General features: G+C 69.1%; 14 protein-coding genes. 8 read left to right on the forward strand and 6 right to left on the reverse strand.

The genetic code is table 11. The annotated features are described in order from the left end of the window. Positions 1–39: 39 nt before the first annotated feature. The 4 genes from DES41_RS09695 to DES41_RS09710 form a co-directional block, all read right to left on the reverse strand. A complete protein-coding gene (locus DES41_RS09695; RefSeq protein ID WP_114467413.1) occupies positions 40–1167 on the reverse strand; it encodes a 3-deoxy-7-phosphoheptulonate synthase in 1128 nt (375 codons plus the stop codon). Between the two features lie 196 nt (positions 1168–1363). After that, the gene (gene tldD, locus DES41_RS09700; RefSeq protein WP_114467414.1) at positions 1364–2836 is read right to left on the reverse strand and encodes a metalloprotease TldD; all 1473 of its coding nucleotides are present in this window, start codon (positions 2834–2836) and stop codon (positions 1364–1366) included. A 38-nt stretch (positions 2837–2874) separates the two neighbouring features. Further along, a complete protein-coding gene (rodA, locus tag DES41_RS09705; RefSeq protein ID WP_114467415.1) occupies positions 2875–4029 on the reverse strand; it encodes a rod shape-determining protein RodA in 1155 nt (384 codons plus the stop codon). Positions 4030–4119: 90 nt separating this feature from the next. Next, a complete protein-coding gene (locus DES41_RS09710) occupies positions 4120–5652 on the reverse strand; it encodes a GGDEF domain-containing protein (protein ID WP_114467416.1) in 1533 nt (510 codons plus the stop codon). A gap of 209 nt (positions 5653–5861) precedes the next feature. On the opposite strand from DES41_RS09710, the gene DES41_RS09715 reads away from it, so the two are divergent. The 6 genes from DES41_RS09715 to DES41_RS09740 are packed head-to-tail and all read left to right on the forward strand — an operon-like array spanning position 5862 to position 11170. Then, positions 5862–7160, forward strand: a complete 1299-nt coding sequence (locus tag DES41_RS09715; RefSeq protein ID WP_114467417.1) for an ABC transporter substrate-binding protein — start codon at positions 5862–5864, stop codon at positions 7158–7160. Between the two features lie 2 nt (positions 7161–7162). Continuing rightward, the gene (locus DES41_RS09720) at positions 7163–8068 is read left to right on the forward strand and encodes a branched-chain amino acid ABC transporter permease (protein WP_114467418.1); all 906 of its coding nucleotides are present in this window, start codon (positions 7163–7165) and stop codon (positions 8066–8068) included. 2 nt (positions 8069–8070) lie between these two features. Then, complete coding sequence (locus DES41_RS09725) at positions 8071–9009, forward strand: branched-chain amino acid ABC transporter permease (protein ID WP_114467419.1); 939 nt, start codon at positions 8071–8073, stop codon at positions 9007–9009. Beyond that, positions 9006–9746, forward strand: a complete 741-nt coding sequence (locus DES41_RS09730) for an ABC transporter ATP-binding protein (RefSeq protein ID WP_114467420.1) — start codon at positions 9006–9008, stop codon at positions 9744–9746. The genes DES41_RS09725 and DES41_RS09730 overlap by 4 nt, the downstream gene beginning before the upstream one ends. Continuing rightward, the gene (locus tag DES41_RS09735) at positions 9746–10408 is read left to right on the forward strand and encodes an ABC transporter ATP-binding protein (RefSeq protein WP_245965642.1); all 663 of its coding nucleotides are present in this window, start codon (positions 9746–9748) and stop codon (positions 10406–10408) included. Before DES41_RS09730 ends, DES41_RS09735 begins: the two co-directional genes overlap by 1 nt. Positions 10409–10420: 12 nt before the next feature. After that, positions 10421–11170, forward strand: a complete 750-nt coding sequence (locus DES41_RS09740; RefSeq protein ID WP_114467421.1) for an SDR family oxidoreductase — start codon at positions 10421–10423, stop codon at positions 11168–11170. Position 11171: 1 nt separating this feature from the next. Here the strand turns inward: DES41_RS09740 and DES41_RS09745 are convergent, their stop codons facing one another. After that, positions 11172–12131 (reverse strand): cyclase family protein, encoded by a 960-nt coding sequence (locus tag DES41_RS09745; protein ID WP_114467422.1) that lies wholly within the window; start codon positions 12129–12131, stop codon positions 11172–11174. Between the two features lie 233 nt (positions 12132–12364). Between DES41_RS09745 and DES41_RS09750 the strand changes: the two genes are divergently transcribed. Further along, on the forward strand, positions 12365–13180 hold the full coding sequence (locus tag DES41_RS09750) for an HTD2 family dehydratase (protein ID WP_147282827.1): 816 nt from the start codon (positions 12365–12367) through the stop codon (positions 13178–13180). Here DES41_RS09750 and DES41_RS09755 read toward each other — a convergent pair whose 3' ends face one another. Next, entirely contained in the window at positions 13181–14104 is a 924-nt protein-coding gene (locus DES41_RS09755; protein ID WP_114467424.1) for a LysR family transcriptional regulator, read from the reverse strand. Between the two features lie 87 nt (positions 14105–14191). On the opposite strand from DES41_RS09755, the gene DES41_RS09760 reads away from it, so the two are divergent. Beyond that, on the forward strand, positions 14192–14788 hold the full coding sequence (locus DES41_RS09760; RefSeq protein ID WP_114467425.1) for a YqiA/YcfP family alpha/beta fold hydrolase: 597 nt from the start codon (positions 14192–14194) through the stop codon (positions 14786–14788). The last annotated feature ends 12 nt before the right edge of the window (positions 14789–14800 follow it).

The following is a 14800-nucleotide window of genomic DNA, read 5'->3' on the forward strand; positions in this document are numbered from 1 at the left end:
CCGCGGCACCGGGCCGCGGCAATCGACGCAAACCCCACTTCAGGATGAGGTGGCCGCAGCCCGGCGCTTCGCCACGGCCCGGGCCAGGGTCTCCAGCACATCGACCGAAGGCTCCCAGCCCAGGCAGGCATCGGTGATGCTCTTGCCGTAGGCCAGCGCGCGCACGTCGTCCTTGCCCGGCGTGAACTTCTGCGCGCCGGCCACAAGGTGGCTTTCCACCATCACCCCGAACACCTGGCGCGAGCCACCGGCGATCTGGGCCGCGATGTCGCCCGCCACCTCGGTCTGCTTCTCGTGCTGCTTGCTGCTGTTGGCGTGGCTGCAATCCACCATGAGCTTGGGCTGCATGCCCGCCGCCTCCAGCTCCTTGCAGGCAGCAGCCACGCTGGCGGCGTCGTAGTTGGGGGCCTTGCCGCCGCGCAGGATCACATGGCAATCCTTGTTGCCGTTGGTCTGCACGATGGCGACCTGGCCGTTCTTGTGCACCGACAGGAAGTGGTGACCGCGCGCAGCCGCCTGTATGGCGTCGGTGGCGATCCGGATGTTGCCGTCCGTGCCGTTCTTGAAGCCGATCGGTGCCGACAGGCCCGAGGCCAGCTCGCGATGGACCTGGCTTTCGGTGGTGCGCGCGCCGATCGCACCCCAGGCGATCAGGTCGCCGATGTACTGCGGTGAGATCACATCCAGAAACTCACTGCCGGCCGGCAGGCCGAGCCGGTTGATGTCGATCAACAGCTGCCGCGCGATGCGCAGTCCTTCGTCGATGCGGTAGCTCTCGTCCAGGTAGGGATCGTTGATCAAACCCTTCCAACCCACGGTGGTGCGCGGCTTCTCGAAGTAGACCCGCATGACGATCTCCAGGTCGTCGGCGTATTTGTCGCGCAAGGGCTTCAGGCGCCGCGCGTACTCCAGTGCAGCGGCCGGGTCGTGGATCGAACACGGTCCGATGACCACCAGCAGGCGGTCGTCCTGGCCGGCCATGATGTCGTGGATGCGCCCGCGGGTGCGGCCGATCAGCGCCTCGACCGGCGTCCCGCGGATCGGGAAGAAGCGGATCAAGTGTTCGGGAGGCGGGAGCACGTTGATGTCCTTGATGCGTTCGTCGTCGGTCTGGCTGGTCTTGTCGACGGTCGCGTACCAGGCGTCTGGGGTCTGTTGCGTGCTCATGGTCTCTTCCTGTGGTTGTGAAATCGTTGGGGCCAAAAAAAACCGCCGGTCCTTGCGGTACCGGCGGTTCTTGGAGGTTCTGTCGTCTGCTGTTTACGCGCGCGCCTCTCGTCCGCCGGATTCCGGGAACCAAAAGTAGGCAAAGTAAAAGGCGCGGGAGGCAGACATCGGGCGCGACTCTAGCACACCGATCGCATCAGGCCGTGCCGCCGACCGTGAGGCCGTCGATGCGCAGCGTGGGCTGGCCCACGCCCACGGGCACGCTCTGGCCTTCCTTGCCGCAGGTGCCCACGCCCGAATCGAGCTTCATGTCGTTGCCGATCATGGACACGCGCGTCAGCGCGTCCGGGCCGTTGCCGACCAGCGTGGCGCCCTTGACCGGGTACTGGATCTTGCCGTTCTCGACCCAGAAGGCCTCGCTCGCGGAGAACACGAACTTGCCCGAGGTGATGTCGACCTGGCCACCGCCGAAGTTGCTGGCGTACAGGCCCTTCTTGATGCTGGCGATGATCTCGGCCGGCTCCCTGTCGCCACCCAGCATGTAGGTGTTGGTCATGCGCGGCATCGGGATGTGGGCGTAGCTCTCGCGCCGGCCGTTGCCGGTTGGCTTGGTCTTCATGAGGCGCGCGTTCATCGCGTCCTGGATGTAGCCCTTGAGGATGCCGTCCTCGATCAGCACGTTGCGCTGGCTGGTGTTGCCCTCGTCATCGACGTTGAGCGAGCCGCGGCGGTCGGCGATCGTGCCGTCGTCCAGCACCGTCACGCCCTTGGCGGCCACGCGCTGGCCGATGCGCCCGCTGAAGGCGCTCGATCCCTTGCGGTTGAAGTCGCCTTCCAGCCCGTGGCCGATGGCCTCGTGCAGCAGGATGCCGGGCCAGCCGGCGCCCAGCACCACCGTCATCTCGCCAGCCGGCGCCGGGCGCGCTTCCAGGTTGGTCAGCGCGGCCTGCACGGCCTGGTCCACATATTCGTCGATGCGTGCTGAATCGAAGTAGGCCAGGCCGAAGCGGCCACCGCCGCCGCTGGAGCCGACCTCGCGGCGCGTCTGGCCGCCCACCTGGGCCTCGGCGATCACGGTCACGGACAGGCGCACCAACGGGCGCACGTCGGCCGCCAGCGTGCCGTCGGCGCGCGCCACCAGCACCACGTCGTATTCGCTCGCCAGCCCCGCCATGACCTGCACCACCCGCGGGTCCTTGGCACGCGCGCGCTGCTCCACCTGTTCGAGCAGCTTGACCTTGGCCGTGCTGTCCAGCGTGGCGATGGGGTCCAGGCCGTCGTACAGCGAGCGGCTGCGGGCGATCTTTTGCGCAGGCACCTTGGCGCGCTTGTTCTGCGCAGCGGAAGAGATCGCGCGCACGGTGCGCGCGGCGTCCAGCAGCGAAGCCTCGGAGATGTCGTCGGAATAGGCGAAGGCCGTCTTCTCGCCGCTGACCGCGCGCACGCCCACGCCCTGGTCGATGCTGAAGGAGCCGGTCTTGACGATGCCCTCCTCCAGGCTCCAGCCCTCGCTGCGCGTGTACTGGAAGTACAGGTCGGCATCGTCGACCTTGTGCGCCTGGATCTCGGCCAGCGCGCGCTGCAGGTGCGCGGGCGTGAGGCCGAAGGGATCGAGCAGCAGTTGCTGGGCGGTGGCGATGCGGGCCAGGGTGGGTTCGCGGGAGATCATCGGGCCATTCTAGGAGTCCGCCGATCGCCGCGCCGCCGTCAGGTCTGCAAGAGGCGCTTCGATTTGGCGATGGACATCAGGATGCCCAGGCCCATGCCCAGCGTGACCATGGCCGTGCCGCCATAGCTCACGAAAGGCAGCGGAACGCCCACCACCGGCAGCATGCCGCTGACCATGCCCATGTTGACGAAGGCGTAGGTGAAGAAGATGAGCGTGACGGCCCCGGCCAGCAGGCGCGAGAACAGCGTGGGCGCCTCCAGTGCGATGACCAGGCCGCGCAGGATCAGGAACACGAAGGCCAGGATCAGGAAGCCGTTGCCCAGCAGGCCGAATTCCTCCGAGTAGGCCGCGAAGATGAAGTCGGTGGTGCGTTCGGGGATGAACTCCAGGTGCGTCTGCGTGCCCTGCATGAAGCCCTTGCCGAACACACCGCCCGAGCCGATCGCGATCATGCCCTGCAAGATGTGGAAGCCCTTGCCCAGCGGATCGCGGGTGGGATCCATCAGCGTGCAGATGCGCTGCTGCTGGTACTCGCGCAGCACCACCCAGCGCACGCCGTCCTGGCACAGGTCGGACGAGAACCAGACCACAAGGCCGATGCCGATCACGCCCAGCAGCACGGGCGGCACGATGAGCCGCCAGGGCAGCCCGGCGAAGAAGATGACCGACATGCCCGCCGCCGCCACCAGGATGGAGGTGCCCAGGTCGGGCTGGTGCATGATCAGCAGCACCGGCACGGCCAGCAGCGCGAACGCCACGAGGAAGTCCAGGGGCTGGCGGTGTCCTTCGCGCCGCTGGAACCACCAGGCCAGCATCAGTGGCGTGGCGATCTTGAGGATCTCGCTGGGCTGGATCACCAAGCCGACATTGATCCAGCGCTGCGCACCCTTCTTGGTGATGCCGAAGAACTCCACGCCCAGCAACAGCACCACGCCCACCACGTAGACGGGCACGGCGAATTTCATGAGTTGCTGCGGCGGCACCTGGGCCACGACGAACAGGATGGCGCCGGCCAACAGCATGTTGCGGCCGTGGTCGACGAAGCGCGTGCCATGGTCGTAACCCGACGAGTACATCGCCAGCAGACCGGCCGCGCACAGCAGCAGCACGGCGCAGGCGAGCAGCGCATCGAAGCCGCGGAACAGCGGCAGCGCGCGGCGCCACAGCGGGGGATTGTCGAGAACAGCGGCCATGGGGGAAGAAAAAATCCGAGGCCGGATTATCCGGCGCGCGCGGGCCGCGGCCCGCATGGCACCGCGATCATCCGGCCCTTTGCCGGCCCATCACCCGCCCAACACGCGGTTCTTTCCGGTGCGCTTGGCCAGGTACATGGCCGCATCGGCGCGCTTGAGTGCGTCGGCCATGGCCTCCTCTTCGCCCAACTGGGCCACGCCTGCGCTGAAGGTGATCAGCACCTTGTCCTTGCCATTGAGGAAGTAGCGCGTGGTCAGTTCGCGCTGCAATCGCGTGAGGATGGCGATGGCGTCGGCCAACACGGTGTCGGGCAGCACGATCACGAACTCCTCGCCGCCGTAGCGGGCGAGCGAATCCTGTGGCCGGATCGCCATGCGCGCCACCTCGGTCAGGTGCAGCAGGGCCTTGTCGCCCGCGTCGTGGCCGAGCTGGTCGTTCAGGCGCTTGAAGTTGTCCACGTCCAGCAGCGACACACACAGCGCCTGGCTCTTGCGCCGGGCCGAGGCCACCTCGCGTTGCAGGGTCTCGTCCAGGCCGCGGCGGTTCAGCACGCCGGTCAGCGCGTCGTGGCGGGCCAGCGCGCTCACCCGGTCCAGCTCCACATGCAGCTGGACGATCTGCGCCTCGGCCTCCTGGGTCTTGGCCCGCATGGCCTGCAGCTCGTCGCGCGAGTGCACGGTGTCGCGCGCCATCGCGCGCGTGGCGCTGATGGCCTCCTGCAGCACCGGGCCCAGTTCCTCGAGCGTCGTTGCCTGCTCGATCTGCCGCGCGCACTGCTCGATCTTGGCGTGGTAGGTGCTGCTGGTTTCCGTCATCAGCGAGAGGCGGTCGACGAAGGTGGCCAGCAGCTGGCGCATCTGCAGCTGCGCCTCGTAGGCGCGGCCCTTGGCCTCGGTCTGCTTGAAGATGACGTCTTTGAGCCGGCGCTCCACGTCGTCGAGCCGGCGCAGGTTCAGCGGCGGCGTGGCGGCGCTGCGCAGCGCGTCGATCTGGCCGCGCATCCAGCGGTCGTCCATGCACAGCTCGCCGATGTTCTCGAACACCAGGTTCAGCAGGTTCAGCAGGCCGTTGCGGATCTCGGCCTGGTCCTCGGCCGCGAAGGACAGCCGAAGCGCGTAGTTGCCCAGCACCGAGCGCGCGTCGCGCAACTGCAGCTGCGGCCGGCGCAGCAGCTGCAGCACGTCGACAGTCTGTTCAGCAAAGCGCGCATCCTCCTTGCCCAGGGCCGGCTGCGCGCATTCGATCAGCCGCGCCACCTGCTCCAGCACCAGGGCGGTGGTCGCATCCGGGTCCGCGCCGCCGCTTGCCGGCTCCAGCGCGGCGAAGGAAGAAGGCCCGACTGCAAAGCCGCCGTAGGCCACCAGCGCGGCCTCGACCTTGTCCCAGCTGCGCTGGCCGATGGCCGACTCCAGCAGCCCCAGCTGCTTCTCCTGGCCGGGGTTGCGCGCCGGCATGGCGGCCGCGATCTGGCGCAGCGATTCGAACGGGAAGTGGGCCGGTGGCAGCGTGCCCGCGACCTCGTGGTACAGCGTCTGGTAGTTCTCGGGCGTGGGCGGCAGGCGCTTCTCCGCCAGCCGCTTGAAGGCTTCTCTGGCGATTTCGCTGGGCGATCGGTCGAGCATGGAGCGACGGGCAAGCAAGTCGAAAGCGGGACGTTGGGTGCACTGGAGGGGCCCGCGATCGTACCCAATTCGGCACCCGGCATCCAATTTGTGTGTACAAGCAACAGCTTCGGGGGCTTAAACGTCGAGAAAGGGGCGCTTGCGCAAACGCAAATAGCCGTCGTACGCCGCGCTGGCCACACTGCGGCCACAACGCGAGGAGACGACCCATGAAGACCACGCAGCCCCTGGCCCTGGTGCTGGCCCTGCTGGCGGCCATGCCCGCCACAGCCCAGGACAAGCCGGCCGAACTCCGGATCGGCATCACCACCTTCCTGACCGGCGCCGCCTCGGTGTTCGGCGTGCCCGGCAAGGCCGCGGCTGAAATCCTCATCGACGAGCTCAACGCGCAGGGCGGCATCGGCGGCGTAAAGCTGGTGCCGACCTTCATCGACGAGGGCATCGGCGGCGACAAGATGCTCAGCGAGTACCGCCGCCTGGTGCAGGAGCAAGGCGTGAAGGTCATGCTCTCGGGCATCTCCAGCGGCAACTGCAACATCGTCGCGCCGGTGGCCGAAGACCTCAAGGTGCTCAACGTGCTTTGGGATTGCGGCACCGAGAAGCTGCTGGAGTCCAAGCGCTACCAGTACGTGGTGCGCACCCAGGCCAATGCCACCACGGAGATGGTGGCCACCGTGGTCTACCTGCTACGGCACCGGCCGGATTTCAAGACCGTGGCCGTGGTGAACCAGGACTACGCCTGGGGCCGCGATTCCTGGGAGATCTTCCTCAACACGCTGCGGGCGTTCAAGCCCGACGTGAAGGTGGTGGCCGAGATGTTCCCCAAGCTCGGCGCCTCGGACTTCTCCACCGAGATCAGCCGCCTGCAGGCGCTCAAGCCCGACGTGGTGCTCAACACCTCCTGGGGCGGCGACCTGGACACCTTCGTGCGCCAGGCCAGCCAGCGCGGCCTGCTCAAGCAGGGTGCCACCTTCGTGCTGCCGCTGGCGGAAAGCTCGCTCGAGCGCCTGGGTTCGGCGCTGCCGGAGGGCGTGATCGTCGGCGCCCGCGGAGAGCACTACTGGCTGCACCCCGAAACGCGCGACGATGCCAAGCACAAGGACTTCATCGCCAAGTTCCGCGCCAAGACCAACGCCTACCCGATCTACCCGACCTACCACATGGCCCAGGCGCTGGTGGGCCTGAAGACCGGCTACGAGGCCGCCATCGCCGCCAACGGCGGCAAGTGGCCCGGTCCGGAGCAGGTGGCGGCCGCCATGCGCAAGATGGAGTTCAAGGCCTATGGCCGCACCGTGAAGATGCGCGAGGACGGCCAGGGCCTGGAAGACCAGTTGCTCGGGCTCACGCGCAAGGTGCCGGAGTACCCCTTCATGGTCATGGACAAGATGCTGCTGGTGCCAGCGCCGCTGGTCACCACGCCGGTGGGCCAGCAGTCGACCGACTGGGTCAAGACGCTCAAGCCCGAACTGCTGCAGAACGCCGGCCTCAAGACCTACAGCCACCGCTGAGCATGAACGCGAGCCTGGTCGCGCTCGCGCTGATGGACGGCGTGTCCTATGCGGCCCTGCTGTTCCTCGTGGCGCTGGGGCTGACGCTGGTCTTCGGCGTGATGAACATCCTGAACATCGCGCACGGCAGCCTCTACGCCTGGGGCGGCTACCTGGCCGCCACCTTCGGCATCGCCATCACGCAGCACGGCTGGCCGGCGGCGCTGGCGCTGCCGCTGCTGTTCGCCGCCGCGCTGCTGGTCGGCCTGGTGCTGGGCAGCGTGCTGGAGATCGGCCTGTTGCGCCGCATCCTCGACAAGGACCCCATCTTGCAGCTGCTGGTGACCTTCGCCGCCTTCATGATGCTGGAAGACCTGCAGCGCATGGTCTGGGGCGGCCAGCCCTACTTCGTCTCCGACGTGGTCAACCAGCTCGGCACGCTGGAGGTGGCCGGCGTCACCTACACGCGCTACCAGCTGCTGGTGCTGCCCACGGTGGCCTTGCTGGCCTACGGCGGGCTGCGGCTGTTCCTGGAGCGCACGCAGCTCGGCCGGCAGATCACCGCCGTCACGCACCACCGCGAGGTGGCCACCGCGATGGGCGTCAACGCCGCGCGCGTGTCCTGGCTGACCATGGTGATCGGCGCGGCGCTGGGCGCACTGGGCGGCGCGCTGGCCTCGCCCACCACCTCGCTGACGCCCGGCATCGGCGCCGAGATGATGGTGCTGTCGTTCGCGGTCGTGGCCACCGCCGGGCTCGGGCAGATCGGCGGCGCGGGGCTGGCGGCGCTCCTGATCGGCATCGTGCGTTCGTTCTCGATCTACTTGCTCCCCGAGATCGAGGTGCTGGTGCCCTACCTGATCATGGTGGCCGTGCTGCTGGTGCGGCCGCAGGGCATGTTCGCGAACGTGGCGGCCAGGCGCATCTAGCCATGTTGCGCCAACGCCTCTTCGTCCTGGTGCTGCTGGCCATCGCCATCGCGCTGCCGCTGGTCTTCCCCTGGCTCAAGACGCCGGTGCTGCTGGCCCTGTCCAGTGGCCTCGCGGTGCTGGGCGTCATCGTGCTGATCCGCGCTGGCCAGGTTTCGTTCGGCCACGCCATGTACGCCTGCCTGGCCGGCTACACCGTGGGCTTCGGCGCGCGGCATTGGCAGCTCGACGCCCTGCTGCTGATCGGCCTGGGCACGGCCGTGGCGGCGCTGGCCGGCGGGCTCATCGGCCTGTTCATGGTGCGCTACCGGGGCATCTTCTTCGGCATGCTGAACCTGGCCTTCTCGATGGTGCTGTTCTCGGTGCTGGCCAAGTCCGGCGCCGTGACGGGCGGCACCGACGGCCTGCGCTTCGACCGGCCCACCCTGGCCGGCGCCACGCTGGACCGCGACGGCTTCGAACTCGCGCTGCTTGCCATGGCACTCGTCTGCGCGCTGGCGGCCGGCGGCCTGGTGCAGCGCTACTTCGCCTCGGTACCGGGCCAGGCGCTGGCCGCCATCAAGACCAACGAGACGCGGCTCGAATACCTGGGCATCTCGGCCAAGCGCGTGTTCTGGGGCGGCTATGTGCTGTCGGCCACCCTGTGCGGCCTGGGCGGGAGTTTCTTCGCGCTGACGCAGGGCCTGGTCACGCCCGAGATGGGCTACTGGGTGCGCAGCGGCGAGATCGTGTTCGTCGCCATCCTGGGCGGCTCGGCCCACGCGCTGGGCGCCTTCATCGGCGCCTTCGTGTTCGAGTTCGTCAAGCTCTACGTGGCGGCCTGGCTCACGGGCAGTTGGCAGCTGGTGCTGGGCGCCATCCTGCTGGTGATGGTGTTCGCTGCGCCGGGCGGGCTGTACAGCCTCATCGCGCCCTGGCTGCGCGGCAGGAAGCCGGCATGACGGCGCTGCTTTCCACGCAAGGCCTGTCGCTGTCGTTCGGCGCCGTGGTGGCCTGCGACGCCATCGACTTCAGCCTGCAGCGAGGCGAGCGCCTGGCCGTCGTGGGCCAGAACGGCGCCGGCAAGACCACCTTCCTCAACATCGTGACGGGCTACCTCAAGCCGTCGGCCGGCAGCGTGCATTTCGACGGCGCCGACATCAGCGGCCTGGCGCCGCGCGCGATCACGCTGCGCGGCATCGGCCGCTCGTTCCAGCTGCCGCAGCTGTTCACCGAGCACACGGTGCGCGAATGCCTGCTGCTGGCGGCCTCGGCGCGCGCGCCACGGCGTGGGTGGTGGCCGCCGCTGGCGCAGGCCGTGGACGCGGAGCGTGTGGACGCCACCTTGGCGCTGCTGCAACTGGCACCGCGTGCGCACGACCTGGCGGGCGCGCTGCCCGAGGGCCAGCGCAAGCTGCTGGACGTGGCGATGGCGCTGATCCTGGAGCCGAAGTTGCTGATCATGGACGAGCCGACCAGCGGTGTCTCGACCGATGAGAAGCACGGCCTCATGCAGGTGCTGATGCGCGCGCTGGATGCACGCCAGGTGAGCTGCATCTTCGTCGAGCACGACATCGACATCGTGCGCGCCCACGCCACGCGGCTGTGCGCCTGGATCGCCGGGCGCATCGCAGCCGACGGGCCGCCCGCGCAGGTGCTGGCCGACCCCATCGTGGTCAAGAACGTGATCGGCGAGTGATGGACGCCCTGCTGGAACTCGACGCCGTCAGCGCCACCATCGCCAACGTGGCCGTGCTGCGCGGCATCAGCGTCCGGCTGCAGCGCGGCACCACGGTGGCCGTGGTCGGCCGCAACGGCGCCGGCAAGACCACGCTGCTGCGCCTGTTGATGGGCTTCGTGCCGCGCCACGGTGGCCGCGTGCGCTTCGACGGCCGCGACCTGGCCGAGGTGCCGGCACGCCTGCGCGCCAGCCTGGGCATCGGCTACGCGCCGGAAGACCGCGTGCTGTTCCCCAGCTTCAGCGTGGAGGAGAACCTGCGCTTTCCGTGCACCACGACCGGCATGGCGCGCCCGGCCATCGCCGCGCGGCTGCAGCAGACGCTTGCCATCGTGCCCGAGCTGCAGCCGCTGCTGGGCCGCTCGGGCGCTGCGCTGTCGGGCGGCCAGGGCAAGATGGTGGCGCTGGGCCGCGCCATCATGGCCGGCGAGCGCCTGGTGCTGCTGGACGAGCCGTTCCAGGGCCTGGCGCCGGTGCTGGCCCAGCAGTACGGCGCCTCGCTGCAGCGGCTGCAGCAGCTGCGCCCCGAGCTCTGCGTGCTGGTGACCGAATCCAACCGCAGCCTGCTCAAGGACATTCCCGACGTCACGCTCGTCCTGGAGCGCGGCGCCATCACCGCCTGAGAGGAGAGACACATGCGACTGCAAGGCAAGACCGCCATCGTCACCGGCGCCGCCAGCGGCTTCGGCGCCGAGATCGCGCGCCAGTACGTGGCCGAGGGCGCCCGCGTGGCGCTGGCCGACATCAACGAGGCCGGCGCGCGCGCCGTGGCCGAACCGCTGGGCGCGGCCGCCATCGCCGTGCGCTGCGACGTGACCCAGCGCGCCGACATCGATGCTGCCATCGCCGCAACCCAGAAGGCCTTCGGCCGCGTCGACATCGCCGTCAACAACGCCGGCTGGACGCACCGCAACCAGCCGCTTCTGGACGTGGGCGAGGACGAGTTCGACAAGGTCTACGCGATCAATGTCAAAAGCATCTTCCACATGGTCCGCGCCGTGGTGCCGGCCATGCGCGCCCAGGGCGGCGGCGTGATCCTCAACGTGGGTTCCACCGCAGGCATCCGCCCGCGGCCCGGCCTCACCTGGTACAACAGTTCGAAGGGCGCGGTGAACCTCATGAGCAAGTCGCTGGCGGTGGAGCTGGCGCCCGACCGCATCCGCGTGAACGTGATCTGCCCCGTGATGGGCGCCACTGGCCTGCTGGAGTCGTTCATGGGCATGCCCGACACGCCCGAGAACCGCGCCCGCTTCATCGCCACCATCCCGCTCGGCCGGCTGTCCGAGCCGCGCGACATCGCGCGCGCCGCCGTCTACCTGGGAAGCGACGACGCCGAGTTCATCACCGGCGTCGAATTCCCCGTGGACGGCGGGCGCACCGTCTAGTTCAGCGGATGGCGATCGGGTTGACGATCGCCTGCACGCCGCCCGTGAAGCGGCTGGCGCCCAGCACGAACATGAACTCCCAGGCCTTGTCCTTCACGAGCTCGGCCGTGTCCACGTTCTCCAGGATGTAGATGCCGTTCTTGGGGATCAGGATCTGGTGGATCTCGAAGATGCCCACGCCCTTCTCGAACGGGATCGCCTCCACGCCCCAGGTGTCGGCGCCCACGGCCACTACCTGCTTGCTGGCCAGGTACTCGGCACCCTCCTTGCCGACGCCCGGCTCGCCGCCGATGTAGCGCTTGTCGTCCTTGCCAACCAGGCTGAGCCAGCCGCTGTAGAACAGCACCACGTCGCCCTTCCTGATCTCCACGCCCTGGCGCTGGGCCTGCTCGTCGATTTCCTTGCGGTTGTAGGCCGTGCCCTCGGCCACCGGGTTCTGGCCGTAGTAGGCCGTCATGTCGAGCACCACGCCGCGCGTGACGATGGCCGGCACCTTCTCGATGCCCAGCTTGGTCAGCCCGTTGGCCTGCACGAATTCGCTGTTCTTGTTGCAGTTGTAGTAGACGTTGTCCACGCCGATGTGGCCCATGCCGTCGATCTGCGTGCCGGTGCCCACGTAGCCCATGTAGATGTCGTCGTTGTAGTTGGTCTTGGTGGGACCCAGGCCGACACCACCGACCTGGCCCGGCTGGTTGATCACCAGCGCCCAGCTGCGCGGCCCGTAGGCCGGCGTCTTGGCATTGGTCTCCACGCCCAGCCGGTAGGTCTTGCCGGTCTTGATGAGCTTGGATGCAGACAGCGCCAGCTCAGAAGTCATCAGGTTGCCGGCGCCGACCTCGTCGCCCGCGCCCCACTTGGACTTGCACCAGTCGGGTTGTGGCGGTTGCTGCGCGCACGCGGGCAGCACGGCCAGGCTGGCCGCGGCCAGCAGCAGCGGAACGATGCGGTACGGGGTTCCCATGGCGTCTCCTCCTTGGCGAGGGCCGGCGGCAGGTTCGGTGCTGGTCGCCCCCCGCGGATCTCCTCGTGAACATGCCGGCGCACGGGGGGGGCCGGGCCATCATCGCCAAAGGGCCGGCGGCGCGGTATTAAAAGATGGCAAAGGGGGCCTCAACACGGCGCTTAAAGCCGCCTGAAGGGCCGCTTGCCGAAAACCAAATGGACGCGCCGCGCCCGCAACGCCAAGCTCGCTGCATGAGGGATGACGACGTGCAGGCCACACTGCGCCGGCTGCGGGGCCGCTGGACACAGCGCGTGGACGAGGTCACGTCTGCCCCGCTGGCTGCGCTGGCGGCCACGCTCGACCATGCCGAGCAGCCGCCGCTGCCGGGCGATGCACTGCCACCGCTCGCGCATTGGCTGTTCTTCTGGCCGCTGCGCACCACCAGCGGCGTGGAGCGCGACGGCGAGGCCTGCCCCGACGCCGAATTGCTGCCGCCCGAATGGCCGCAGCGCCAGTGCACCGGCGTGCGCTTGCGCTTCCACCACGCGCTGCGCGTGGGAGACGAGATGCTGCGCCGCTCCGGCGTGCAGCAGGCACAGGCACTGCCCGAGGGGGGCGTGCGGCTGACCCTGCGCCACGAGATCACCAACGCGCAGGGCCTGGCGCTCGAGGAAGAGCAGGACCTGGTCTGCCGCGCGGCCGGCGCCCGCCCCGGCGCCCTGCCCCAGCCGGCACCGGCCGAGGCCCATTTCACCCGGCTGCTGACGCCCGGCGCCGTGCTGCTGTTCCGCTACGCGGCCCTGCGCTTCGACAGCCACGCGGCACTCGACGGGCCCGCGGCCCTGTTGCCCCCGGCCCTGCTCGCCACGCTGGCGGTGGACTTGCTGCGGCGCGAACGGCCGGCCGTGGCCCTGCGCGCGCTGGACTTCTCGCTGCTGCGCCCGGTGCCGGCCGGCCAGCCGCTGCGCCTGGCCGGCCGCGACGACAGCCCGCGGCACCTCACGCTGTGGGCCCAGGACGCCGCCGGGCAGCTCGCGCTGCAGGCGCATGCCGAGTACGCAGGCTGATCAGGCCGGCTGCAGCAGCTGCGCCCGCGCCGAAGCCGCGTCGGCCACGAGCAGATCGACCAGGTCGCGCGCGAACGGCGGCAGCGCCTTCAGGCTGCGCACGCAGATCTGCTGGGCGCGCACGGCCCAGTCGTCGGCCAGCGGCAAGGTGCGGATGGCCATCGCCTGCGCATGGCGCTCGGCGGCGCTGGCCGGCAGCACGGCGATGCCGGTGCCGGCTTCGATGAGCCGGCAGGCCGTCTCGAAGTTGCCGACCTGGATGCGCACCTGCATGGGCCGGTGCAGGCTGTCGCACACGCGGCGCAGGAAGCCGTGCAGCGCGCTGGCCTCCGACAGCCCGATGTGGTCGCAGTCCAGCGTGTCCGCGAAGGCCATGCACGGCGCCTGGGCGAAGGCATGGCCGGTTGCCACCACGAGCACGAGCCGGTCCACGCGGTAAGGGATCACCTCCAGGTTCTCGGTGCGCACCGCGCCAGCCACGAGGCCGATGTCCGTCTGCCCCTCGGTGACGGCGCGCACCGTGTCCGGGCTCAGCTTCTCGCGCAGGTCGACGTTCACGTCGGGATGGCCGACCAGGTACTCCTTGAGCACGCCCGGCAGGTACTCCAGTGCCGTGGTGTTGGCGAACACGCGCAGATGGCCTTTCACGCCCTTGGCGTACTCCTGCAGTTCGCCGCGCAGGTGCTCGAGCTGCGCCAGCACCAGGCGTGCGTGCTGCACCATGGCCTGGCCCGACGGTGTCAGCGTCACCCCCTGGCTGGTGCGGTAGAGCAGCTTGGTGCCCACGCTCTCCTCCAGGTTCTTCACGCGGATGCTGGCGCCAGGCAGCGAGATGTGCGAAGCCTCGGCCCCGCGCGTGAGGCTGTTGGCTTCGGCGATGCGTACCATCAGGCGCAGATCGACGAGGTCGAAATGAACGGCCATGCGGGTCTCCTCCGCGTGTTTCTTGTCGGCCGCGATTCTGTGTTGGCCGCGGCCACTGCGGCGCATCCCGAAACACTTGCTCACACCATGCCCCATCCTCCGCTCACCCATCTGCTCTATCTGCACGGCTTTCGCTCCTCTCCGCAGTCGACCAAGGCCCGCCTGATGGCAGCGCGTGTACAGGCGCAGCACCCCGCGCTCACCTGGTGGTGCCCGCAGCTGCCGCCCTCGCCGCGCCAGGCCATGCAAGAGCTGCTGGCGGGCGTGCAGGACTGGCCGCGCGCGCGCATGGCCGTGGTCGGCTCCTCGCTGGGCGGCTTCTACGCCACCTGCGTGGCCGCGCAGACCGGCTGCCGCGCCGTGCTGCTGAACCCGGCCGTGCACCCGGCGCGCGACCTGTCGCGCCACATCGGCGAACACAGCGGCTGGCACGACCCGGCGCAGCGCTTCGTCTTCACGGCGGAGCATGTGGCCGAACTGCGGGTGCTGGAGCAAGCCGCCGCCGCGGCCGACACCGCCCGCATGCTGGCCATCGTGGCCAAGGGCGACGAGGTGCTGGACTGGCGCGAGATGTGCGCACGCTATCCCGATGCCCGCATCCGGCTGCTCGAAGGCAGCGACCACGCCATCAGCGAATTCCCGCAGTACCTGGACGAAGTCTTCGAATTCCTGCTGGCCGCCTAGACGGGCATCCGC

Source organism: Pseudorhodoferax soli (genome assembly GCF_003337555.1).
Classification (GTDB): Bacteria; Pseudomonadota; Gammaproteobacteria; order Burkholderiales; family Burkholderiaceae_C; genus Pseudorhodoferax; species Pseudorhodoferax soli.

Excerpts from the sequence above, each read along its gene's own strand:
- DES41_RS09720 (WP_114467418.1), top strand. The coding sequence starts at position 7,163 with ATGAACGCGAGCCTGGTCGCGCTCGCGCTGATGGACGGCGTGTCCTAT.
- rodA (WP_114467415.1), bottom strand. The coding sequence starts at position 4,029 with ATGGCCGCTGTTCTCGACAATCCCCCGCTGTGGCGCCGCGCGCTGCCG.
- tldD (WP_114467414.1), bottom strand. The coding sequence starts at position 2,836 with ATGATCTCCCGCGAACCCACCCTGGCCCGCATCGCCACCGCCCAGCAA.
- DES41_RS09750 (WP_147282827.1), top strand. The coding sequence starts at position 12,365 with ATGAGGGATGACGACGTGCAGGCCACACTGCGCCGGCTGCGGGGCCGC.
- DES41_RS09715 (WP_114467417.1), top strand. The coding sequence starts at position 5,862 with ATGAAGACCACGCAGCCCCTGGCCCTGGTGCTGGCCCTGCTGGCGGCC.
- DES41_RS09755 (WP_114467424.1), bottom strand. The coding sequence starts at position 14,104 with ATGGCCGTTCATTTCGACCTCGTCGATCTGCGCCTGATGGTACGCATC.
- DES41_RS09740 (WP_114467421.1), top strand. The coding sequence starts at position 10,421 with ATGCGACTGCAAGGCAAGACCGCCATCGTCACCGGCGCCGCCAGCGGC.
- DES41_RS09760 (WP_114467425.1), top strand. The coding sequence starts at position 14,192 with ATGCCCCATCCTCCGCTCACCCATCTGCTCTATCTGCACGGCTTTCGC.
- DES41_RS09735 (WP_245965642.1), top strand. The coding sequence starts at position 9,746 with ATGGACGCCCTGCTGGAACTCGACGCCGTCAGCGCCACCATCGCCAAC.
- DES41_RS09710 (WP_114467416.1), bottom strand. The coding sequence starts at position 5,652 with ATGCTCGACCGATCGCCCAGCGAAATCGCCAGAGAAGCCTTCAAGCGG.
- DES41_RS09695 (WP_114467413.1), bottom strand. The coding sequence starts at position 1,167 with ATGAGCACGCAACAGACCCCAGACGCCTGGTACGCGACCGTCGACAAG.
- DES41_RS09725 (WP_114467419.1), top strand. The coding sequence starts at position 8,071 with ATGTTGCGCCAACGCCTCTTCGTCCTGGTGCTGCTGGCCATCGCCATC.
- DES41_RS09730 (WP_114467420.1), top strand. The coding sequence starts at position 9,006 with ATGACGGCGCTGCTTTCCACGCAAGGCCTGTCGCTGTCGTTCGGCGCC.
- DES41_RS09745 (WP_114467422.1), bottom strand. The coding sequence starts at position 12,131 with ATGGGAACCCCGTACCGCATCGTTCCGCTGCTGCTGGCCGCGGCCAGC.